The sequence below is a fragment of the Albimonas donghaensis genome (assembly GCF_900106695.1).
Classification (GTDB): domain Bacteria; phylum Pseudomonadota; class Alphaproteobacteria; order Rhodobacterales; family Rhodobacteraceae; genus Albimonas; species Albimonas donghaensis.
On the sequence record NZ_FNMZ01000001.1, the window covers coordinates 1355892 to 1376414 of the forward strand.

The 20523-nt window shown below is 71.0% G+C and carries 18 protein-coding genes; 5 read left to right on the forward strand and 13 right to left on the reverse strand.

Going from position 1 to position 20523, the window contains the following annotated elements; translation table 11 throughout:
* Positions 1–44 precede the first annotated feature (44 nt).
* The 4 genes from BLV24_RS05695 to BLV24_RS05710 all read right to left on the reverse strand — a co-directional run bounded on the left by BLV24_RS05695 (position 45) and on the right by BLV24_RS05710 (position 4546).
* A complete protein-coding gene (locus BLV24_RS05695) occupies positions 45–1013 on the reverse strand; it encodes an FAD:protein FMN transferase (protein WP_092680114.1) in 969 nt (322 codons plus the stop codon).
* Positions 1010–3199 carry a 4Fe-4S binding protein gene (locus BLV24_RS05700; protein WP_092680115.1) on the reverse strand — a complete coding sequence of 730 codons (2190 nt, stop codon included), beginning with the start codon at positions 3197–3199 and terminating at the stop codon, positions 1010–1012. The genes BLV24_RS05695 and BLV24_RS05700 overlap by 4 nt, the downstream gene beginning before the upstream one ends.
* A 308-nt stretch (positions 3200–3507) precedes the next feature.
* Entirely contained in the window at positions 3508–4071 is a 564-nt protein-coding gene (locus tag BLV24_RS05705; RefSeq protein ID WP_176954632.1) for a CAP domain-containing protein, read from the reverse strand.
* Positions 4046–4546 carry a MarR family winged helix-turn-helix transcriptional regulator gene (locus BLV24_RS05710; protein WP_092680117.1) on the reverse strand — a complete coding sequence of 167 codons (501 nt, stop codon included), beginning with the start codon at positions 4544–4546 and terminating at the stop codon, positions 4046–4048. The genes BLV24_RS05705 and BLV24_RS05710 overlap by 26 nt, the downstream gene beginning before the upstream one ends.
* A gap of 323 nt (positions 4547–4869) precedes the next feature.
* Here BLV24_RS05710 and ectA point away from each other — a divergent pair, with 323 nt between their 5' ends.
* From ectA to BLV24_RS05735, 5 genes are all read left to right on the forward strand, one after another.
* Entirely contained in the window at positions 4870–5394 is a 525-nt protein-coding gene (gene ectA / locus BLV24_RS05715; protein ID WP_092680118.1) for a diaminobutyrate acetyltransferase, read from the forward strand.
* A gap of 196 nt (positions 5395–5590) precedes the next feature.
* Positions 5591–6907: a diaminobutyrate--2-oxoglutarate transaminase gene (gene ectB / locus BLV24_RS05720; RefSeq protein ID WP_092680119.1), complete on the forward strand. Its 1317-nt coding sequence runs from the start codon at positions 5591–5593 to the stop codon at positions 6905–6907.
* A 71-nt stretch (positions 6908–6978) separates the two neighbouring features.
* Positions 6979–7377, forward strand: a complete 399-nt coding sequence (locus tag BLV24_RS05725) for an ectoine synthase (protein ID WP_092680120.1) — start codon at positions 6979–6981, stop codon at positions 7375–7377.
* 82 nt (positions 7378–7459) lie between these two features.
* Complete coding sequence (locus BLV24_RS05730) at positions 7460–8995, forward strand: aspartate kinase (RefSeq protein WP_092680121.1); 1536 nt, start codon at positions 7460–7462, stop codon at positions 8993–8995.
* A gap of 284 nt (positions 8996–9279) precedes the next feature.
* On the forward strand, positions 9280–10707 hold the full coding sequence (locus BLV24_RS05735) for an alanine/glycine:cation symporter family protein (RefSeq protein WP_092680122.1): 1428 nt from the start codon (positions 9280–9282) through the stop codon (positions 10705–10707).
* Between the two features lie 264 nt (positions 10708–10971).
* On the opposite strand, the gene BLV24_RS05740 is transcribed toward BLV24_RS05735, so the two are convergent.
* The 9 genes from BLV24_RS05740 to BLV24_RS21475 form a co-directional block, all read right to left on the reverse strand.
* Positions 10972–11796: a metallophosphoesterase family protein gene (locus BLV24_RS05740; protein ID WP_092680123.1), complete on the reverse strand. Its 825-nt coding sequence runs from the start codon at positions 11794–11796 to the stop codon at positions 10972–10974.
* Positions 11797–11805: 9 nt separating this feature from the next.
* Positions 11806–12828: a diacylglycerol/lipid kinase family protein gene (locus tag BLV24_RS05745; protein ID WP_092680124.1), complete on the reverse strand. Its 1023-nt coding sequence runs from the start codon at positions 12826–12828 to the stop codon at positions 11806–11808.
* A 637-nt stretch (positions 12829–13465) separates the two neighbouring features.
* A complete protein-coding gene (locus tag BLV24_RS05750; protein ID WP_218133337.1) occupies positions 13466–14638 on the reverse strand; it encodes an ABC transporter substrate-binding protein in 1173 nt (390 codons plus the stop codon).
* A gap of 224 nt (positions 14639–14862) precedes the next feature.
* Positions 14863–16044 (reverse strand): ABC transporter substrate-binding protein, encoded by a 1182-nt coding sequence (locus tag BLV24_RS05755; protein ID WP_092680126.1) that lies wholly within the window; start codon positions 16042–16044, stop codon positions 14863–14865.
* Positions 16045–16298: 254 nt separating this feature from the next.
* The gene (locus BLV24_RS05760) at positions 16299–17309 is read right to left on the reverse strand and encodes a branched-chain amino acid ABC transporter permease (RefSeq protein ID WP_218133338.1); all 1011 of its coding nucleotides are present in this window, start codon (positions 17307–17309) and stop codon (positions 16299–16301) included.
* 22 nt (positions 17310–17331) lie between these two features.
* Positions 17332–18210, reverse strand: a complete 879-nt coding sequence (locus tag BLV24_RS05765) for a branched-chain amino acid ABC transporter permease (RefSeq protein ID WP_092680128.1) — start codon at positions 18208–18210, stop codon at positions 17332–17334.
* Positions 18211–18220: 10 nt separating this feature from the next.
* Positions 18221–18934 carry an ABC transporter ATP-binding protein gene (locus tag BLV24_RS05770; RefSeq protein WP_092680129.1) on the reverse strand — a complete coding sequence of 238 codons (714 nt, stop codon included), beginning with the start codon at positions 18932–18934 and terminating at the stop codon, positions 18221–18223.
* Positions 18931–19737, reverse strand: a complete 807-nt coding sequence (locus BLV24_RS05775; protein WP_245710390.1) for an ABC transporter ATP-binding protein — start codon at positions 19735–19737, stop codon at positions 18931–18933. The genes BLV24_RS05770 and BLV24_RS05775 overlap by 4 nt, the downstream gene beginning before the upstream one ends.
* The gene (locus tag BLV24_RS21475; protein WP_143040227.1) at positions 19734–19919 is read right to left on the reverse strand and encodes a hypothetical protein; all 186 of its coding nucleotides are present in this window, start codon (positions 19917–19919) and stop codon (positions 19734–19736) included. The genes BLV24_RS05775 and BLV24_RS21475 overlap by 4 nt, the downstream gene beginning before the upstream one ends.
* Positions 19920–20523: the final 604 nt, after the last annotated feature.

The window sequence follows — 20523 nt, forward strand, 5'->3', positions numbered from 1 at the left end:
AATCGATGCGCTGGGCGCATCGTCGACGTTGCGGGCCGCGGGCCTCAGGCCCGGATCCGCAGCACCGGCCCCCGCCCCGGCCCCCGCCCCGGCCCCCGCCCTGGCCCCCGCCCCGGCACGGCGAGGATGCGGCGCAATCCGGGCAGCCGCGCGGGCAGATCGCGCAGGGCGTCCTCGTCCAGGAACACCGCGGCGGTCGACACCGCGTCGGCCAGCGCCGCCGAGGCCGCCTCCACCGCCACAGTGGACCAGAGCGGCCCCCGCCCCGGCTGACCGGGATGCGCGATATGCGCCGCCCGGCCCGGCCCCAGCACCAACGCGGAGGGGGAGGAGACGGCGAGCCCCGCGGCCTCGATCCGCCGCGTCTCGACCAGTCCGCGGGCCGGGTCCTCGACCCCTACCCGCCAGCGCCCTACGCCGGCGCGGATCTCTCCCGCATCGACCAGCGCGTCGGGAAAACCGTGCGCGCGCAGGACCTTCGCCACCAGATCGGCGGCCAGGCCCTGGGCGGCGCCGTTGAAGGTCATCGCCATGCCCGGGCGCGCGAAGCGCAGGCCGGCCTTGTCGGCGCGCACATCCTCCAGCCCCACCGCCGCCCGCCCCGGCCCGGAAGGCTCGCCCCGCGCCAGGGCGGCCAGCAGCGGCTGCACGGTCGGATCGAACGCCCCTCCGGTCGCCGCATGGACCCGGCGGGAAAGCGCCAGCAGGCCGAGAAACGCCTCCGCCGGTTCGGCGAGCGCGCCGTCGCGGTTGAGCCGCGACAGCGCCGAATCCGGGCGATGCAGGGAGAATTGCGCCTCGATCCGCGCGATTTCGGCCCGCGCGGCGGCCAGCGCGGGGCGGGCGAGGTCCTGCGGCCCGCGCAGGCTGATCGCGGCGGGAGCGCCCAGCGCGGTCCCGCGCCAGCGTGTCACCGCATCCCGCGCCGCAAGTCCGCCAAGGCCAAGCGCCGCGGTCCCCGCCACCAGAAAACGACGCCGCCCGATCCCGGAACCGATCCTCCCCCCGATCATGTCGAAAGCTCCGCCGCAGGGCGCGTCGCGGCGGGGCGGCGCGCGGGCAAGGCGCGGCCGCGGGCGGCCAGCACCAGCGGCACGCAGCGGGCCGGGTCGTCGTGAAGGCTCACGCAATCAAGGCACTGGAAGCACTCGGCATAGTCGATGCGGCCCGAGGGCTCGATCGCGCCATAGGCGCATTTCACCCGGCAGAGCTGGCACGGCGCGCCGCATTCCGCCCGCCGCGCGATCCAGTCCCGCCCCCGCAGCGCCCCGCCGATGGCCATGAACGCCCCCAGCGGGCAGACATAGCGGCAGAACCCCTTGAACAGCACCAGCCCCAGCCCCAGCCAGGCGACCGCATAGGCGACATAGAGCCATTCGCGGTCGAAGCCGGTGGTGATGGCGGTCTTGAAGGGCTCGATCTCCGCCGCGATCTCGATGCGGTCGGGGGCGAGGAACAGGGTCGCGACGAGCGCCGCGAGGAGGACGTTTTTCACCCGCTTCAGGCGGCGGTCCCAGCGGGGCGCGGGCTCGATCCGCGGCAGGCGCAGGGCGCGGCCCAGGTGGTGGGCGAATTCCTGCAAGGCGCCGAAGGGGCAGAGCCAGCCGCAGAAGAACCCCCGCCCCCAGGCGACGAAGCCGAGGATCGCCGCCCCCCAGACCAGCAGGGAGAACGGATCGTAAAGGAGGAAGTCGAAGGACCCGCCCTCGACGCCTGCGCGGATCACGCCCAGCACCGTGACGATGGAAAGCTGCCCCTGCCCCCACCAGCCCACGAAGACGGTCATGGCGGCGAGCACGCCCAGCCGGACCGGCGTGAAGGCCCGCAGCCCCGCCAGCCGGTTCATCCCCGGCCCCAGCGCCGCCGCCAGCCCCGCCAGCCCGAGCCCCAGCGCCGAGAGGTCGAGGGCCCGGCCCCGCAGCGCCTCGGCGAAGGGGGAGAGGGGGGCGGGGGTTTCGGGGCGCTGGAAAAATCGCTCGGGGGTCGCGATTTCGGCGTCCAGCGTGCGGGTTCCGACCTGCGGCTGGAACACGCCATGTTCGCGCGGGGCGAGGATGGAGAGCGTCCAGGGCCGCGACGGGTCGAAGCCCAGCCGCCGGTCGGCGCGCAGGATCAGCGCGGCGCCGCGGTCCACGGCCTCGACCAGCGCGGCGGGGGCGTCGGGGGCGAGCTCCACGAAGAGATCCGCGTCGCGCAGGGCGACGGGAAGGTCGTCCTGCGCGGCCGAGACCCGGTCGGGGGCGGTGTTGCGCACGAAGCCGTCGGAGACGAGGCCGTGGCGCGCGGCCTCCACCACCAGGATCGGCTCGTCATGGGGGGAGATGGCGAGGAAGTCGCGCAGCTCGGCCAGCGTGCCGGGGGCGAGCGCCGCGCGGGCGATGGCGGGGGGGCCGAGATCCACCACCCACAGGTCGAGATAGGGGGCCTCGGGGGCGTCGGCCGCCTCGGGGTCGTCATCCTCCCACAACGAACCGGCGAACAGCGCCTGCATCCGGGCGTTGCTCACCACATGGCGGGCGGCGATGCCCTGCGCCTGCAGCGCCGCCCAGTCCAGCGGTTCGTCATGGGCCGGGTCCGGCTGCGCCGCGGGGGGGCGCACGACGCCGCGCATCCGGTCGCGGGCGACCTCGAGCGCGGCGGCGAGGATGCTCTCATGCGCGATGCGGACGCTCGCCGTCGCCTTGGTCACGCCGTCCAGATAGACCAGCGCCGAGGCCTCGCCGGCCTGGCCATAGGGGGTGCCGACCACCATCGGGCTGGCGATGGAATGGCCGCGATACTGCTCGAAAAAGGCGTGGAACGGGGCCTCGCCCAGGCCGGAGACGAAGATCGGCTCGTTATGGGAGAGCAGGCGCACGTCGATGAAGCGGGCCTGATCGTCGAGCATGACCAGCGCGTCGATCGGGGCGCCGGAAAAGCCGGGCAGCGGGGCGAGGGGGCCGGTCTGGAAGACGTAGCCGGCGGGGGCGCCGCCGGAATTGAGCAGGGTCCAGACGCCGCGGTCGTCCACCGGCGCGCCCAGCGCGTAGGGGGGCGGGACGAGATCGGCGAGCGCGGGCTGGGCGAGGGGCGCCACGGCCGGGGCGGCGGCGAGGGGCGGGGCGTGCGGGGCGCAGAGCAGCAGCGCGCCCGCCAGGCTCGCGGCGAGGCGACGGGGCGCGCGCGGGCGGGGAATGCGGCGGAGGAGACGGGCGAGCATGGGGCGAGCCTAGAGCCGCGGCGCGCGAGCGTCCCTTCGACCAAGGTCGGAGCGGGCGGCGGGCGCGGAGGCCGCGCGTCGGCCCGCCCGAGGGTTGCGAGGGCGCGCCCGCGCGGCGCGGGGACGGACGCGCGTGCGGTGAGGAGAGCGGGTGGAGAACGGCCGGCGCGGGCGGGGCGGCCGGGGCAAGCGCAGGGCGCGAGGACGCGGACGGAGATCGAGGCGAGACCGTCCGGGCCTTGACGCGGGTTTCGGGGCGGGTTTCGGGGCGGGTCTCGGGGCGGGTCTCGGGGCGGGTCGCGGGGCGGTCAGCCGCAGCGCCGTCCCGCGACCCAGACCCAGACGGGCGCGTCCCGCCAGGCGCCGGACATCACATAGGCGAAGCCGATCCCGTAATCCGCGGCCTGCGGCGAGACCATGTTGGCGTGGTGGCCGGGGCTGCCGCGCCATGCGGCCAGAACCTGGTCCGCGCCGCGCCAGTTCAGCGTGAGGTTCTCGGCGACCCAGCACCAGGCGTAGCCGGCGTCGCGGGCCCGGTCGCCCACCGAGGAGCCGTCGTGGCCCACATGGTCGATCAGCCCCTGCCCGGCCAGCGTCATGGCGTGGCCCTGGGCGGCGGCCTCCAGCGCCGGATCGCGGGCGAGACGCGGCAGACCGGCCTCGGCGCGGAACGTGGCGAAGCGGGCGTCGAAATCGGCGCGGCCCGCGGCCAGGTCATCGGCATCGGGGGCGCGGCCCGCCGGGGCGGCCATCAGAGCCCCCGGCCGCAGGACGCCGAGACCGGCCCCGAGGCCCAGCGCGATCCGGCCCCCGAGGCCCAGCCCGACCCCGATCCCGGCCAGCGCCTCACGCCGAGGGAGCGCCGGAGGCATCGGTCGCCGCCACGTCGCCGGCATGCAGGATCGGGGCGGCGTCGGCCGTGTCGGGGGCGAGCATGTGGGCCACCCGTTCCAGCGAGGCGACCAGCATCGCCTTCTCCCAGTCGTCGAGCTTGGCGAAACGCTCCGCGAAGCGGCGCTGCAACGGGTCGGGCGAGGCGTCCAGCGCCGCGGCGCCGGCCTCGGTCAGCGACAGCCAGTACTGGCGACGGTCGCTCTCGCCCCGCCGGCGCAGGACCATGCCGCGGGCCTCCAGCTTTTCGATCAGCGCGGTGGCGGTGGCCTGGGCGACGCCGACCGACTGGGCGATCCGGGTGGGCGTGGACTCGGCCCCGTCGCGCAGATGCTCCAGCACCATGAGCTGCGGCGTGGTCAGGCCGGTCTCCCGCGCTAGGGCGCGGGCGGAGGTTTCGGTCGCGCGCAGGATCCGCCGCATGGCGACGAGCGCGGTGGTCAGACGGTCCTGCATGGGGCTTGCGACTCGCTTGGACGCCGCGCGGTTCGGCGGCGACGCCATTCTAGACGGCTGGGCGGGCGGGGAAAGATGTCCGAGGATTGTTCGATCTCCAAAGGTTTGAGGATGCTCCGAGCCCGGATAATTTTGGCTCCCGAACATTCTTGGCGCGGGAATAACCACATTATTCCCCGGCAAGCCACTTCAAAAACTAGTTTTTTCCGTCAACTGCCGTTTTTTTGGCCAGAGAGTGCTTCGGTATTGAAACCTCATGTGGGGGCTTTATATTCCTCGTCAACCGAAACAACCGCGACGGACCGATGCCTAGAGACACCGCCATGATCGACCTCCCCGACCTGCGCCGCCCCGAAAGCTCGGACGGCGCGGCGGTGTGGGAGCTCATTCGCGATTGCCAGCCGCTCGACCGCAATTCGCTCTACTGCAACCTGCTTCAGTGCGACCACTTCTCGGATACCTGCGTCATCGCGGACCGGGATGGGGAGACGCTGGGCTGGATCTCGGCCTATATCGTGCCCGACAAGCCCGACACGCTGTTCGTGTGGCAGGTCGCCGTGTCCGAGGACGCGCGGGGCATGGGGCTCGCCGGCAAGATGCTGGACGAGATCCTGGACCGGGACGTCTGCGCGGATGTCGAGCGGATCCAGACCACCATCACCCGCGGCAACGCCGCGAGCTGGGCGCTGTTCCGCCGCTTCGCCGATCGCCGCGACGCGCCGATCGAGAGCGAGGCCCACTTCACCCGCGAAGAGCACTTCGAGGGCCGCCACGACACCGAGCACATGGTGGAGATCGGCCCCTTCGGCGCGCTGCGCCGCCCCGATCTGAAGCGGGCCGCCGCCTGATCGGACCGTGATCGAGACCGCCGGAGCCCGACCGCCTGACCTGCGGGGGCCCGGCCAAAGGCAAGAAGCCGATTTCGGGACGCCGCCGGCGCGCACGCCGCCCGCCCCGACCTGACTGACCCCAGACACGACGCAAGCCGCCTGCGCGAGACCTCGCGCGGGCGACGCTGCGCCGACATCGAGAGAGAGGACGATCATGACCGCCTCCACGACCCAGACCGCCGACGCCGCCGACATCTACACCCGCCGCGAGTCCGAGGCCCGCTCCTACTGCCGGTCCTTCCCGACCAGCTTCGCCACCGGGCGCAACGCCACGCTGACCGACGAGGACGGCCGGGACTACATCGACTTCCTCGCCGGCTGTTCGTCGCTGAACTACGGCCATAACGACCCGGACATGAAGCAGGCGCTGATCGAGCACCTGACCCAGGACGGCATCGGCCACGCGCTGGACTTCCACACCGCCCCCAAGAAGGCGTTCCTGGAGACGTTCGAGCGGCTGATCCTTCAGCCCCGCGGCATGGACCACAAGGTGATGATGACCGGCCCGACCGGCACCAACGCCGTCGAGGCCGCGATGAAGCTGGCCCGCAAGGTGACCGGGCGCGAGACCATCGTCGCCTTCACCAACGGCTTTCACGGCATGACCATGGGCGCGCTGGCCGCCACCGGCAACGCCGGCAAGCGCAACGGCGCCGGCATGGCGCTGTCGGGCGTGGCGCGCGCGCCCTTCGAGGGCGCCTTCGGGGCCGACGTGGACACGCTCGCCCAGCTGGAGATGCTGCTGGAGAACCCGTCCTCGGGCTTCGACATGCCCGCCGCCTTCCTAGTGGAGCCGGTGCAGGGCGAGGGCGGGCTCAACGCCGCCTCGCGCGAGTGGCTGGAGGGGCTGGGCCGGCTGGCCAAGCGTCACGGGATCCTGCTGATCCTCGACGACATCCAGGCCGGCTGCGGTCGGTGCGGCACGTTCTTCTCCTTCGAGGGGATGGACGTGGAGCCGGACATGGTGCCGATGGCCAAGTCGCTGTCGGGCTACGGCCTGCCCTTCGCCGCGCTGCTGCTGAAGCCGGAGCTGGATATCTGGAAGCCGGCCGAGCACAACGGCACCTTCCGCGGCAACACCCACGCCTTCGTCACCGCCCGCGTGGCGCTGGAGAAGTTCTGGGCCGACGGCGCCTTCCAGGCCGAGCTGGCCGAGAAGGCCGCCTACCTGGAGACCCGCCTTGAAGCCATCGCCGGGATGCTGCCCGACGCCCGCCTGAAGGGCCGCGGCTTTTTCCGGGGCGTGGACGTGGGCTCGGGCGAGCTGGCCGCCGAGGTCTGCGCCGAGTGCTTCGACAAGGGCGTCATCATCGAGACGTCGGGCGCCCATGACGAGGTGGTCAAGGTGCTCGCGCCGCTGACCATCGAGAAGGAGCTGCTGGCCCGCGGGCTCGACATCGTGGAGGCCGCCGTGGCCTCGCGCGTCGCCGCCCGCTCCCCCGCCGTCTCCGCCAACATCGCCGCCGAGTGAGGCCCGCCGGGCCCCGGCGTCACGCCGCGGCCCGCGCCCCCTCGACCCCGGACCAAGACAAGGAACACGACATGATCATTCGCGATTTCAACAAGATCAAGGGCACCGAGCGCGAGGTGGCCGACGCCCGCTGGAAGTCCGCCCGCATGCTGCTGGCCGATGACGGCATGGGCTTCAGCTTCCACATCACCACCATCGAGGCGGGCTCGGAGCACACGTTCCACTACAAGCACCACTTCGAGGCGGTGTGGTGCGTGTCGGGCGAGGGCTCGATCGAGGACCTGGCCACCGGCGAGGTGCACGAGATCACCCCCGGCGTGATGTACGCGCTGAACCTGCACGACCATCACACGCTGCGCGCCAAGACCGAGCTTCAGCTCGCCTGCTGCTTCAACCCGCCGGTGACCGGCACGGAAGTGCACCGCGAGGACGGCTCCTACGCGCCGGCCGAGGACGACAAGGCGGCCTGAGCCGCCCGTCCCCGACGCTGAGCCCACCGTTGACGCCCGCCGGTCCGCCGGCGGGCGCTACCCGAACGAACGAGGCCAGGGCATGACCCGCCACGACCAGATCTCCCCCTCCGCCGCCCAGAACGACCGGCCCGCCGGCCTGCACACCGTCGAGAAAATCGGCGGCACCTCCATGAGCCGCTCGGACGAGCTGCTGGGCGGGCTCTTCATCGGCGACCGCGAGGAAGAGGCGCTGTATAACCGCGTCTTCGTGGTTTCGGCCTATGGCGGCATCACCGACCTGCTGCTGGAGGCGAAGAAGTCCGGCGCGCCGGGCGTCTATGCGCTCTTCGCCAACGCCGACCACGATCACGGCTGGTCGGAGGCCCTGAACGTCGTCGCCCGCGCCATGTCCGAGGCCCATAACAAGGTCCTGGAAGAAAGCGCCGACATCCGCGCCGCCGAAGATTTCGTGCGCGAGCGGATCGAGGGCGCGCGGTCCTGCCTGATCGATCTTCAGCGGCTGTGCTCCTACGGGCATTTCCAGCTGGACGAGCACATGATGACCATCCGCGAGCTGCTCTCGGGGCTGGGAGAGGCGCATTCGGCCTTCGTCACCGCCACCCTGCTGCGCCGCCATGGCGTCAACGCCCGCTTCGTCGACCTGACCGGCTGGCGCGACGAGAGCCAGCCCGACCTGGACGAGCGGCTGGACCGGGGCTTCGAGGATATCGACCTGGCCCGCGAGCTGCCGATCGTCACCGGCTACGCCCAGTGCCGCGAAGGCCTGATGCGCGAGTTCGACCGCGGCTATTCCGAGGTCACCTTCTCCCGGCTCGCGGCCCGGACCCGGGCGCGCGAGGCCATCGTGCACAAGGAATTCCACCTGTCCTCGGCCGATCCCAAGGTCGTGGGCGCGGAGGCGGTGCGCAAGCTGGGCCTGACCAATTACGACGTGGCCGACCAGCTTTCCAATCTGGGCATGGAGGCGATCCACCCGAGCGCCGCCAAGACCCTGCGCCAGGCGGGCATTCCGCTGCGCGTGACCAACGCCTTCGAGCCGAGCGACCCCGGCACGCTGATCGACGCCGAATATGGCGGCGCGACGCGGGTCGAGATGGTCACCGGCCTGCCGGTGCTGTCGCTGGAGGTGTTCGAGCAGGACATGGTGGGGGTGAAGGGCTATGACGCCCGGATCCTCGAGGCGCTGACCCGTCACAAGGTGCGGATCGTGTCCAAGTCCTCGAACGCCAACACGGTGACGCATTACGTGGACGCCTCGCTGAAGCTGGTGAAGCGGGCGCAGAGCGATATCGCGGCCTCCTGCCCCTCGGCCCGGGTGCGGGCGCGCAAGATGGCGCTGGTCTCGGCGATCGGCCGCAACCTGGAGGGGCTGTCGGTGGCCCGCCGGTCGCTGCAGGCGCTGGAGGCGGCGAAGGTGCCGGTGCTGGCGCTGCAGGACAACGGCCGCGCCGTGGACGTGCAGCTTCTGGTCCCGGCCGAGCGTCAGGACGACGCCATCCGCGCCCTGCACCACGAGCTGATCGAGCGGGCCGAGGCCGAGGGCCCCGCCGCCGACGCCCCGGCGCCCGAGGCCGGGTCCGTGGCGGCCCCCGCGACCCTGCGCAGCGTGGCCTGACCGGCCCCCCTGCCCGTCGGCCCTACCGGCCGGTTTCGGGCCGACGCGAAGAAAATCCAGCGCCGCGCGGGTGACCGCGCGGCGCTTTTTCGTGGCGGTTCCGGCCGTGTGGCGCGACGTCAACGTCCCCGGCGCGCAGAAAAGTTCCATTGAGATACCGTTAACCGGTTGCGACGGCTGGGTTAACCTTTCCATAGTCGGAGCGCTTCCCGCCGCGGCGGGTCTGAAACCGCGCCGCCCGGGGGATGTCCGCCCCGGCCGCGCCCGGACGAAGGGGATCCCACATGGATGCCATCATCGGATTTCTCAACACGGTGTTCTGGGGATACGTCCTCATCTACGGCCTGCTCCTCGTGGGCCTGTATTTCACGATCCGGCTCGGCGCGCCCCAGATCCTGCATTTCGCCGAGATGTTCCGGGTCATCCTCGGTTCGCGCAGCTCCAACCGGGCGGACGGGATCTCGCCCTTCCAGGCGCTGACCATCTCGCTGGCCAGCCGGGTGGGGACCGGCAACCTCGCGGGGGTCGCGGTGGCGCTCTATCTCGGGGGGGCGGGCGCGATCTTCTGGATGTGGATGGTGGCGCTGGTCGGCATGGCCACGGCCTATGCGGAATCCACCCTCGCCCAGCTCTACAAGGTGCGCGGGCCGGAGGGCATGTATCGCGGCGGCCCGGCCTTCTACATCGCCCGCGGGCTGAAGGCGCCCTGGCTGGGGGGCGTGTTCTCGGTCTGCCTGATCATCTCCTTCGGGCTGGTGTTCAACGCGGTGCAGGCCAATTCCATCGCCGACGCCATGGAGGGCGCGTTCGGCCTGCCCAAGATCGGCACCGGGATCGTGGTGGCCGCGGTGGCGGGCGTGGTGATCTTCGGGGGCGTGCGCAAGATCGCCTCGGTGGCCGAACTGGTGGTGCCGTTCATGGCGGTGATCTACCTGGCGCTGGCGCTGCTGGTGGTGGTGATGAATATCGAGGCGGTGCCGGGGATCCTGGCGCTGATCGTCAAGTCGGCCTTCGGGTTGCAGGAAGCGGCCGGCGGCGTCGCGGGGGGCGTGGCCGCGGCGATGCTCAACGGGGTGAAGCGCGGCCTGTTCTCGAACGAGGCCGGCATGGGCTCGGCCCCCAACATCGCGGCCTGCGCGACGCCGGACCCGCATCACCCGTCGTCCCAGGGCTTCGTGCAGGCGCTGGGGGTGTTCATCGACACGCTGCTGATCTGCACGGCGACGGCGATCATGATCCTGCTGTCGGGGGTGATGGAGCCGGGGTCGGGCGTGACCGGGGCGCAGCTGACGCAGCTGGCGCTGGAGGCGCATATCGGCGCGGCGGGATCGTGGTTCATCGCCATCGCCATCCTGTTCTTCGCCTTCACCTCGATCATCGGCAACTACTCCTACGCGGAGAACGCGATGATCTTCCTGGGCTTCGGCGGCAAGCCGGGCTTCATGGCGCTGCGGGTGGTGGCGCTGGCGATGGTGGTCTGGGGCGCCTATCAGAGCGTGGCGACGGTGTTCAACGCGGCCGACGCCTCGATGGGGCTGATGGCGACGATCAACCTGATCGCCATCGTGGCGTTGTCGGGGACCGTGGCGAAGCTGACCCGGGACTATTTCGCGCAGCGCAAGGACGGCAGGGAGCCGACCTTCGACGCGGCCGACTATCCCGAGCTGAAGGACGAGATCGACGCGGATATCTGGTATCGCAGGGAGGGCTGACCCCTTCCCCTCCGCGGCGCCCGGTCCGGTCGGGATCGGGCGCCGCGACCACCGGCCCGAGAGCGGCGATGCCGCGCCCGCGGCGCAGGGCGACGGGGGCTCCCGGCTCCACCGCCGAGGGCGGGAGACGGCGACGCCCGCGCCCCCGGCTCCGTGCGCCGCGGGCGGGACGGGGCGGCCGGGCGCGACCTGGACGCGGCGCCTTCGGGCGCGGGCGGGGGCGCGGCGGCACGGGCCCGCGGGCACGGGCGGGCGCGGGGGCGCTCAGTCCTCGCGCGTCATGCCGGCCGGGCCGCGGCGATAGCGCAGGCTTTCGGCGGGGACGAATTCCAGCGCGCCCTCGGCGGCGAGATGCCGGGTGATCGTCACCCGGTCGCCCTCGGTCTCCACCAGGTTGAAATCGTTCTCCTGCCCGCGCAGGCGGCTCGACAGGCCGGTGCCGGCATGGGCCTGCACCGCGCCGGGCCGCAGGGCGCCGGCGCCGCCGTCCCGCCCGGGCGCGAGCGGGCCCACATGCCAGCGATGCAGATGGCCGGTCAGCACGAGGTCGACGCCGCCGGCCAGCGCCTCGGCCCCCTCGCGGGCGCCGCGCATCAGGGACTTGCCGTCGCCGCGCAACCGCTCGAACGGGTGATGGGCGGCGACCACGCGCAGCGCCGGCGGGGCGTCATCGGCCAGCGCGAAGGCGGCGCGGACCCGGGCGAGCTGGGCCGCGTCGATGCGGCCGCGCTGCCACTCGAAGCGATCCACCGTGTTGACGCCCACCACGTGGAAGCCGTCTCCCCGCCAGCTCGGCTCCAGCTCGTCCGAGACATGCGCCCGCCAGCCCCGCCATGGGCGGAACCAGCGCGACAGCGGGCGATCCAGCGGCACGTCGTGATTGCCGGGCACGCAGAGCACGGCGCCCGGCAGCCGGTCGATGAAGGCCCGGGCTTCGGCGAACTGGTGGTCGCGGGCGCGCTGGGTGAGATCCCCGGAGATCACCACGATCTCGGGCGCGAGCGCATGGGCGGCCGCGATCAGCGGCTCGACCAGTTCGGGCAGGACCTTGCCGAAATGCAGGTCGGAGAGATGCAGGAGACGAGGCATGCCCCCCGCCTACCCGGCCGCCTGCGCCGAGACCAGACCGTCGCCCTCCGCCGCGCCGGCTTCGGGCGCCGCCACCCGCAGCACGTCGTCGAGTCGCCGGAAGCGGAACGGGCCGTCGAGCTTGGAGCGCTCGCCGTCGCGGGCCACGAGGCGGCGGGGGCGGCGGGTCTCCATCAGGATGTCGCGGCCATGCACAAGCTCGAAGTCCCGGCCCGGCTGCAGGCGGCCGACCGCGAGATCCACGGCGAAGCGGATCAGGCCGGCGGGCGAGGTGTCGGGGGCGAGGAACAGGGCGAATTCGCCGTCGCGCACCCGTTCGGCGGCGTCATGGAAGCCGAACTGTTCGAGCTGGAAGCCGTTATTGGCCACAAAGGCGAGCGGGGTGCGGACCCGGCGGGCCTCGCCGTCCACGGTCACGCGGGCGAGCAGCGGGTGACGGAACTGGGCGAGCGTCACCACCACCGACCAGTGCGCCGCGATGCGGGAGCGGCCGAAGCGGTTGTAGACGCCCTCGCGCGTTTCCAGGATCGAGGCGTAGGCGCCGAGGCTGGCGTTGTTGAGGAACACCCGTCCGTTGACCTCGCCCAGCGGCAGCGGCCGGTCGGAGGCCTCGGCGAGCAGGTCGATGGCGGCTTCGGGGTCCTCGGGGATGCCGAGGCTGCGGGCCACGTAGTTGAAGGTGCCGAGCGGGATCACCCCCAGCCGCGGGCGGGCGCCGGCGCGGCGGTCCTCTCCCGTGGGCCCCTCCTCTCCCGCGGGCCCCGCCTCGCCCGCGATGGCGGAGGCGACGGCGTTGATGGTGCCGTCTCCGCCGGCGGCGGCGACGGTGGGAAAGCCCTCGCGCACGGCGGCGCGGGCCTCGCGCTCGATATCGGCGCCCCGGCGCACGACCCGCAGGTCGAAGCGGCCGGGATGGCGGTCGAAGGCGCGGCGCAGGACGTCGAGCCCGTTCGCGCCCAGCTTGCGGCCGGAACCGGCGTTGACGATGACCCGGATGTCCGGGTCGGTGCGGGTCGTGTTGACGGGGCGCATGGAGCGTCGGTCTCCTTTCGGCGGGGTCGGTAGAGGACATAGGGCGCGGCGGGGCGCGATCACGGCGCGGATCGGGCGAATTGCGGCGCCGCCGAGGAAATCGGCCGGCGACTGGCCTGCGATGGCGAGGGAGCGCCGCGACGAACCGGACGCGGGCGGAGGCGGCGCGCCCGCGGCGCGGGGCGACCGGGCGCCGGGTGGCGCCGGGGTCGGGCCGGACCAACAAGGTGGGGATCGGGGAATTGGGGATCAGGGGATTGGAGACCAGCAGATCGGCGAATAGTGGACTGCGCGCCCCCCTGCCCTGCCCGCCCTGAGCCGCGCGCGTCCTTTGGCCGGCGCCCGCATCCGGGCGCGCCGCCTCGACCTTCGTCGGCGGCCCGCATCCGGAAACCGATCCGCACGCGCGCCCGGTTCCGCGCGCCGCGGGCGGAACGGCGCCGTCATCGGTCGGCCCGCGCGGCGCCGCCGCACGGGCCGCCGGCGCGGTCCCCGGAGAACTGGGGCCGCCCGCGCCTCGGGAGAAGGCCCGGCCGGCCGTCCCAGGGGACCCCGTCGGTCCCGGGATCGCGGAAACCGCCGCGATCGGAAACGGGTCGCGGGGGCGCCGCAGGGACGCCCCCGCAGGGTCACGGGATCACGAGGACTCGGCGTGCACCACTTCGCCGAACCGCTCCCAGCTTTCGCCGTTGAAGCGCATCAGCTGCATGGCCTCGATCGGCGCGGAGTCGGTGGGCGAGGTGTTGAGCGTGATGCCGGGCAGCAGCAGCGGCGCCGCGACATCCTCCAGCGACGAGGCCGCCTTCATGATGTTCTCGCGGCTCAGGTCGTCGCCGGCCCGCTTCAGCGTCTCGACCATGGTCCAGGCCGAGGAATAGCCGAACACCGTGAAGGACGAGGTCTGGTCGCCATCCGGATACCACTTGTTCATGAACTCGCGCCAGGCCAGCAGCGCGGGATCGTCCTTCCACTGCGGGTCGTCGGCCTCCATCAGGTAGCCCGCGGAGATGAGCCCCTTGGAGGCCTCGAGCCCCGCCGGCTGCAGCACCGAACCGACCGAGATCGACACGTTGTTGAGGAAGCGCTCGGCCTCCCAGCCGATTTCCGCCGACTTCTTGATCGCCTGGGCGGCGAATTTCGGCGTGGCCACGATGAAGAACACGTTGGCGCCGGAGGCCTGCAGGTTCAGCACCTCCGAATCCACCGTCGGCTGGGCGACCTCATAGGGGGCTTCGGCGATCAGCACCTCGTCGACGCGCCCGCCCAGGCCCGACTTGAGCCCGTGCAGGTAGTCCTTGCCGTAGTCGTCGTTCTGGTAGAGCACGGCGATCTTGGGATTCTCGACATTGGCGAGGATCCACTGGGCGTAGATCGCGCCCTCGGTCGGGTAGTTGGGCTGCCAGCCGGAGGTCCAGGGGAAGTTCTCCGGATCGTTCCACTTGGACGCCCCGGTGGCCACGAACAGATGCGGCACCTTCTTCGCGTTGACGTATTTGTGGATCGCGGTGTTGGTCGGCGTGCCCAGCGTGCCGAACAGCACGTCGACTTCGTCCTGCTCCACCAGCCGGCGCACCTGCTCCACCGTCTTGGGCGGCGAATAGGCGTCGTCGTAGCTGATGAACTCGATCTGGCGGCCGTTGACCCCGCCCTCGGCGTTGATCATCTCGAAATAGGCTTCGACCGTGCGCCCGATCTGGCCATAGGCCGAAGCCGGGCCCGAATAGGGGTTGGTGTTGCCGATCTTGATGGCGTCCGCCGCCATCGCCGGCATCGCGGTCAGCGTCGCCGCGCCGGCGGCCGCCGCTGCCATAAGGGTTCTTCTGTTGATCATTTTCATTCCCTCCCAACCCGCGCAGGTTGATCTACGGTCGCCTTAGGGTCTGGATGCCTTACGTTCCGTAACCCGAGACGAGACGGGGCCCGATCCGGCGCGGTGCGGATCGGGCCCCGTAGCTCCCTCCTGCCCGGAGGGAATTCGGTTATGGGCGCGGCGCGCGGTCCCCTCCCAAGGGCCCGCGCCGCGCGTCGGTCGGATCAGTCGACCGTGATCACCTCGCCGAAGCGCTTCCAGCTTTCGCCGTCGAACTTCTGAAGCTGCATCGCCTCGATCGGGGCGAAGTCGTCCTCGGCGGTGTTGATGAGGATGCCGGGCAGCAGCAGCGGCGCGTCATAGTCCTTGAGCGACGCGGCGGCGGCGAGAATGCCCTCGCGGCTGAGATCGTCGCCGGCCATCTCCAGGGTGTGGACGATGGTGGCGCCGACCGAATAGCCGAACACCGTGAAGGACGAGGTCACGTCGCCTTCCGGATACCACTCGGCCATGAACTCGCGCCATTCCAGCAGCTCGGGCGAGTCGGCGAACTGGGCGTCGCCTTCCTCCATCAGGTAGCCGGCGGAGATGATGCCCTTGGAGGCCTCGAAGCCCGCCGGCTTCAGCACGCCGCCGACCGAGAGCGAGACGTTGGTCAGGAAGCGCTGGGCCTCCCAGCCGATCTCGGCCGACTTCTTGATCGCCTGGGCGGCGAACTTGGGCGTGGCGATGATAATGAAGACGTCGGCGCCCGAGGCCTTGAGGTTGATGACCTCGGAGTCGACGGTGGGCGCGGCGACCTCGTAGGGCGCTTCGGCGACCAGCATGTCGACCTTGTCGCCGAGGCCTTCCTTGAAGCCGTTGTAGTAGTCCTTCCCGAAGTCATCGTTCTGATACAGCATGGCGACCTTGGCGTCGGGCATGTTGTCCATGATGTACTTGGCGTAGATCTTGGCCTCGACGACGTAGGACGGCTGCCAGCCCATCGTCATCGGGAAGTTTTCGGGGTCGTCCCACTTGGCCGCGCCGGTGGCGAGGAACAGGTGCGGCACCCGCTTGGCGTTGATGTATTTGTGGATGGCGGTGTTGGTCGGGGTGCCGAGGGTCTGGAACAGGGCGGTCACTTCGTCCTGCTCGACCAGGCGGCGCACCTGCTCCACCATCTTGGGCGGCGAATAGCCGTCGTCATAGGAAATGAATTCGATCTGACGCCCGTTCACGCCGCCCTTGGCGTTGGTCATCTCGATATAGGCGTTGATGGTCTTGCCGATCGTGCCATAGGCCGAGGCCGGGCCCGAATAGGGCATCACGTTGCCGATCTTGATCGGGTCTTCGGCGAGCGCCGGACCGGCGACCAGCGCCGAGGTCGCGACGGCGGCCATGAGCGCGCTGCGTCTGGTGATCATGTCTCTTCTTCTCCCTTGCCGTCCGGGGACGACTGTTTTGCAGGGGACCGTCGCCTTTTCCGGCGATCTGCGTCCGGCGCCTCGGGGACCCTTTCCCCGTCCGGCGCGCCCGCCCCGCCCCCTTTCGCGGGGCCGGGCGGGTCTGTTGGGCGGCGTGGGCGCGGGGCCTCGCCGCCTTGAGGTTTCAGCAGGTCGTCATGGCGACGAGTCCGCCGAAAAGCTCTTCCCCATCGGGGTCGCGGCGGCCGCGGCCGTCAGAGCATCCGCTTGACCCGCGCCAGGCCGGAGCGGATCAGACCGCCCGCGCCCTGCGGGGCGAGGTAGATGACGGCGATCAGGAAGAAGCCGTAGAAGGCGCCCGCCAGACCCTTGGAGATGTCCTCGGCCACGTTGGGGATGAAGACGATGAACAGCGCCCCCAGCAGCGCGCCGGGCAGCCAGCCCACGCCCCCGATGACCAGGCCCACCAGCAGCGCCACGGAGAGCGCGAAGGTGAAGCTGTCGGGCGCGACGAACTGGATGACGATGGCGCCCAGGCAGCCGGCGACGCCGGTGAACATCGCCGAGATCCCGAAGGCCGTGGCTTTGTAGACCGCGGTGTTCACGCCCATCGAGCGCGCCGCGATCGGGTTGTCGCGGATCGCCATCAGCGCCCGCCCCGTCCGCGAACCCACGATGTTGCGGGCCAGCCAGTAGAGGAACAGTCCGATGACCAGCGTGAAGAAATAGAGCCACTGGTCGGGGTTGAGCACCGCGTCGAGCCCGAAGGGCGCGTCCGGCTTGATGATGACGATGCCCTGCACGCCGCCCGTCCAGTGCTCGAACGGGGAAAGCTTGAGCAGCTGCGGCGTCGCCACCGCCAGCGCGAAGGTGGCGAGCGCGAGATAGACGCCCTCCAGCCGCAGCGCCGGCAGGCCGAACAGGAACCCCGCCACGAAGCACAGCACGCCCGCGATGGGGATGGTCCAGCCATAGGGGACGCCCTGCATCTCCATCAGGATGGCGGCGGTGTAGGCCCCCACCGCATAGAAGGCGCCGTGACCCAGCGAGAACTGGCCGTTGATGCCGGTCAGCAGGTTCAGCCCGAGGATGGCGATGGCGTAGACCATCACCTGGGTCATCTGGAAGATGAAGAAGTTCTTCGAGGCGAAGGGCAGGATCACCGCCCCGATCACCAGCACCGCCAGCACGATGGTCCCGAGCGAGCTGCCCGACTTCTTGGCGCTTGCAGCGGCGGCCCGCGGGATCGCGGGGCCGCCGGTCATGTTTTCTTCCGAGGTCGCCATGTCAGACCCTCTGCACGGTGCGGCGGCCCAGAAGCCCCGCGGGTTTGATCAGGAGCACCGCGACGATCAGGAACAGCGCGATGGGAAGCTTCAGCTCTCCGCCGATGACGGGGATGTAGGTGCCGGCCAGGTTCTCGATGATGCCCACCAGGAACCCGCCGAGCACCGCGCCCGCGGGCGAGGTCAGCCCGCCCAGCACCGCGCCGGCGAAGCCGTAGAGCAGGATCGAGAGCATCATGTTCGGCTCCAGGAACACCACCGGGGCGATGAGCACGCCGGCCACCGCGCCGATGGCGGAGGCCATGCCCCAGCCCAGCGCGGTCATCATCGACACCTTGACGCCGACCAGTCGGGCGCTGTCCGGGTTCGCCGCCGCAGCCCGCATCGCGAGCCCCATGCGGGTGAAGCGGAAGAAGGCCCAGAGCATCACGAGGACGACCATGGTCACCCCGATCATGCCCGCCTGATGCGTGCCGATCGGCGCGCCGGGATAAAGCGGCCCGTCGCCGAACGGGGACGGCACCGCCTTGATGGTGAAGTCCCAGATGAAGCCCGCGAAGGAATTGAAGATGGCGAAAAGCGCGATGAAGATCACGATATGCGACAGCACCGGCGCGTTCTCGATCGGCTTGAACACGATGCGCTCGACCGCGAAGCCGCCCACGAAGCTGATCGCGATGACCAGCGGGAACACCGCCCAGTAGGGCAGGCCCCAGGCCAGAAGCTGCCAGGCGATGTAGGTCGAGAACATCGCCATTTCGCCCTGGGCGAAGTTCAGGTGGTGGATGGCCTGGTAGATCATCACGACCGACAGCGCCATGCAGGCGTAGATGCCGCCCGTCGCGAAGCCGGAGACAACCTGCTGAATGAAAAGGTCCATGTCCCGCTCCTCAGTAGCCGAGATACGAGGCGCGCACCGACTCGTCCTCACGGATGGCTTTCGCCTCCCCGGACATGACGATGGACCCGGTCTCGATCAGGTAGGCGTGGTCGGCGATGCCGAGCGCGAGCGAGGCGTTCTGCTCCACGATCAGCATGGAGACGCCGGCTTCGCGCTTCACGTCGGCGAGGATCTCGAAGATCTGCTTGGTGATCAGCGGCGCGAGGCCGAAGCTGGGCTCGTCCAGCAGCATCAGCTTGGGACGCAGCATCAGCGCGCGGGCGATGGCCAGCATCTGCTGTTCGCCGCCCGAAAGCGTGCCCGCCTGCTGGGTGCGGCGTTCCTTGAGGCGCGGGAAGAAGTGGAAGGACTTCTCGATATCCTCATGGATCGACTTGTCGTTGGGCCGGGTCATGGCGCCGAGCTGCAGGTTCTCCTCCACCGTCAGGGTGGTGAAGGTGCCGCGGCCCTCGGGCACCTGGGCGACGCCCAGACGCACGATGTTCTCGGTGGACATGCGGTCGATGCGCTTGCCCTCGAAGGTGATCTCGCCCTTGCGGCGGATCATGCCGCAGATGGCGCGCAGCGTGGTGGTCTTGCCGGCGCCGTTGGCCCCCAGCAGCGTGGTGACTCCGCCGTCGGCGATGTCGAAGTCGATGCCGCGCAGAACCGTGAGATCGCCGTAGGACGCCTCCAGCCCGCGGACTTCCAGGATATTGCTCATGCGTCGCCGCCTCCCAGGTAGGCCGCAACGACCTCGGGGTTCTTCTGGACCTCCTCGGGGGTGCCTTCGGCGATCTTGCGGCCGAAGTTCATCACCACCACCCGGTCGGAGACCGACATGACCAGCGCCATGTGATGCTCCACCAGCAGGACGGTCACGCCGCGCTCGTCGCGCACCTTGCGGATCAGCGAGCCGAGCTCGTGGACCTCGTCGTGGTTGAGGCCGCCGGCGGGCTCGTCGAGCAGCAGCAGCTTGGGATCGGTGGCCAGCGCGCGGGCCAGCTCCACCCGCTTCTGGGTGCCGAAGGGCAGGCCCGCGACCGGCAGGTCGGCGACGTCCTCCAGCTCCAGCCAGCCGATCAGCTCGTTGACGTTGGCGTCGATGGCCTCGCCGCCCTTGCGGACCCAGGGCAGGCGCAGCGCGTCGGAGACGGGATCGGACTTGGAGGCCGAATGCGCGCCCACCCGGATGTTGTCGCGCACCGAGAGGTTGGAGAACGAGGCGACGTTCTGGAAGGTGCGCCCGATGCCCATGCCGGCGATGCGGTGGGCGGGCTGGTCCAGGATGGTCTTGCCATGCAGCTGCACGTCGCCCTCGTTGGGCGTGTAGAGCCGGCTGAGACAGTTGAACAGCGTGGTCTTGCCCGCGCCGTTGGGTCCGATCAGGCCGAGGATCTCGCCGTCATGGATGTCGAATTCGACTCCGTCCAGCGCCACGATCCCGCCGAAGCGGACGGTGACGTTCTTGACGGAGATGACGGGGACGCCCCCGCCCGGCGCCATGCCGGCCGCGGCGACGTTCATGCCGTCACCGCCGGGCCGCGGGCCGTGGTCTCGGGTCCCTGTTCCACCCGGAGCGGCGCCGCCGAAGCGGACATGGCCGCGGCGCGGTCCGAAGACCGGCTCATCGACCGATTGAAATACATGCGACGAACGCCGCGCGATGAAGTCATCGCGCCGGCGTTCGGAACCTGGGTTCCGAACATCTTTCCTCCCCTGTCTCCCTGTCCGGTTGGCCCGGATCACCTTGGTTGAACGCGGATTCCTACAGATTTGCAAGGGTCGATCAAGCGATGAATTAAGAAGCCATCCTTAGGACTTGACTTCATGGCGATGACTTGCGCTGCGGGTGCGAGAACTTGCGCGGCGCCGCCGCGCGCCGCGACTTCCCGCGCAGGCGCGGCGCGGCGCGGCGCAAGCCCAAGGGAACGCCTAACAAATGTCAGTTTCCGGCGATGCAGCCTGCGCGCGAGCCTTATGGAGGGGACGCCGGGCCGGACCGGAAAGCGCCGTCCCGGCCCGCGGCGCGGGGCCGGGCCGCGACGTGACGTCAGGCGCCTGCGACAAGGTTTCGCCAGGCCGCGCCGCCGGGGCGAGGCGCGGACGGACGGGGAACCGGCGGCGAACGGGCGGGGCCGCGGGACTTCGAACTCCGGCCAAGACGCTGAGGCGATGCGGGATTCGCGGCGCCGGCCCGCCGCAGGACCGAGGCTCCGCGCGGCTTCCGGGGTCGGAGGCGGCGCAGGCCCCGTGGCGCCGCCCGCGCCCGGGCGCCCGCGCCGCCGGCCCCCGCGCGAGAGCGGACAGGCC

Coding starts and splice junctions, on each gene's coding strand:
- BLV24_RS05765 (WP_092680128.1), bottom strand. CDS start 18,210: ATGGACCTTTTCATTCAGCAGGTTGTCTCCGGCTTCGCGACGGGCGGC.
- BLV24_RS05755 (WP_092680126.1), bottom strand. CDS start 16,044: ATGATCACCAGACGCAGCGCGCTCATGGCCGCCGTCGCGACCTCGGCG.
- ectA (WP_092680118.1), top strand. CDS start 4,870: ATGATCGACCTCCCCGACCTGCGCCGCCCCGAAAGCTCGGACGGCGCG.
- BLV24_RS05770 (WP_092680129.1), bottom strand. CDS start 18,934: ATGAGCAATATCCTGGAAGTCCGCGGGCTGGAGGCGTCCTACGGCGAT.
- BLV24_RS05760 (WP_218133338.1), bottom strand. CDS start 17,309: ATGACCGGCGGCCCCGCGATCCCGCGGGCCGCCGCTGCAAGCGCCAAG.
- BLV24_RS21475 (WP_143040227.1), bottom strand. CDS start 19,919: ATGTTCGGAACCCAGGTTCCGAACGCCGGCGCGATGACTTCATCGCGC.
- BLV24_RS05730 (WP_092680121.1), top strand. CDS start 7,460: ATGACCCGCCACGACCAGATCTCCCCCTCCGCCGCCCAGAACGACCGG.
- BLV24_RS05745 (WP_092680124.1), bottom strand. CDS start 12,828: ATGCGCCCCGTCAACACGACCCGCACCGACCCGGACATCCGGGTCATC.
- BLV24_RS05740 (WP_092680123.1), bottom strand. CDS start 11,796: ATGCCTCGTCTCCTGCATCTCTCCGACCTGCATTTCGGCAAGGTCCTG.
- BLV24_RS05705 (WP_176954632.1), bottom strand. CDS start 4,071: ATGCCTCCGGCGCTCCCTCGGCGTGAGGCGCTGGCCGGGATCGGGGTC.
- BLV24_RS05750 (WP_218133337.1), bottom strand. CDS start 14,638: ATGGCAGCGGCGGCCGCCGGCGCGGCGACGCTGACCGCGATGCCGGCG.
- ectB (WP_092680119.1), top strand. CDS start 5,591: ATGACCGCCTCCACGACCCAGACCGCCGACGCCGCCGACATCTACACC.
- BLV24_RS05775 (WP_245710390.1), bottom strand. CDS start 19,737: ATGAACGTCGCCGCGGCCGGCATGGCGCCGGGCGGGGGCGTCCCCGTC.
- BLV24_RS05710 (WP_092680117.1), bottom strand. CDS start 4,546: ATGCAGGACCGTCTGACCACCGCGCTCGTCGCCATGCGGCGGATCCTG.
- BLV24_RS05695 (WP_092680114.1), bottom strand. CDS start 1,013: ATGATCGGGGGGAGGATCGGTTCCGGGATCGGGCGGCGTCGTTTTCTG.
- BLV24_RS05725 (WP_092680120.1), top strand. CDS start 6,979: ATGATCATTCGCGATTTCAACAAGATCAAGGGCACCGAGCGCGAGGTG.
- BLV24_RS05700 (WP_092680115.1), bottom strand. CDS start 3,199: ATGCTCGCCCGTCTCCTCCGCCGCATTCCCCGCCCGCGCGCGCCCCGT.
- BLV24_RS05735 (WP_092680122.1), top strand. CDS start 9,280: ATGGATGCCATCATCGGATTTCTCAACACGGTGTTCTGGGGATACGTC.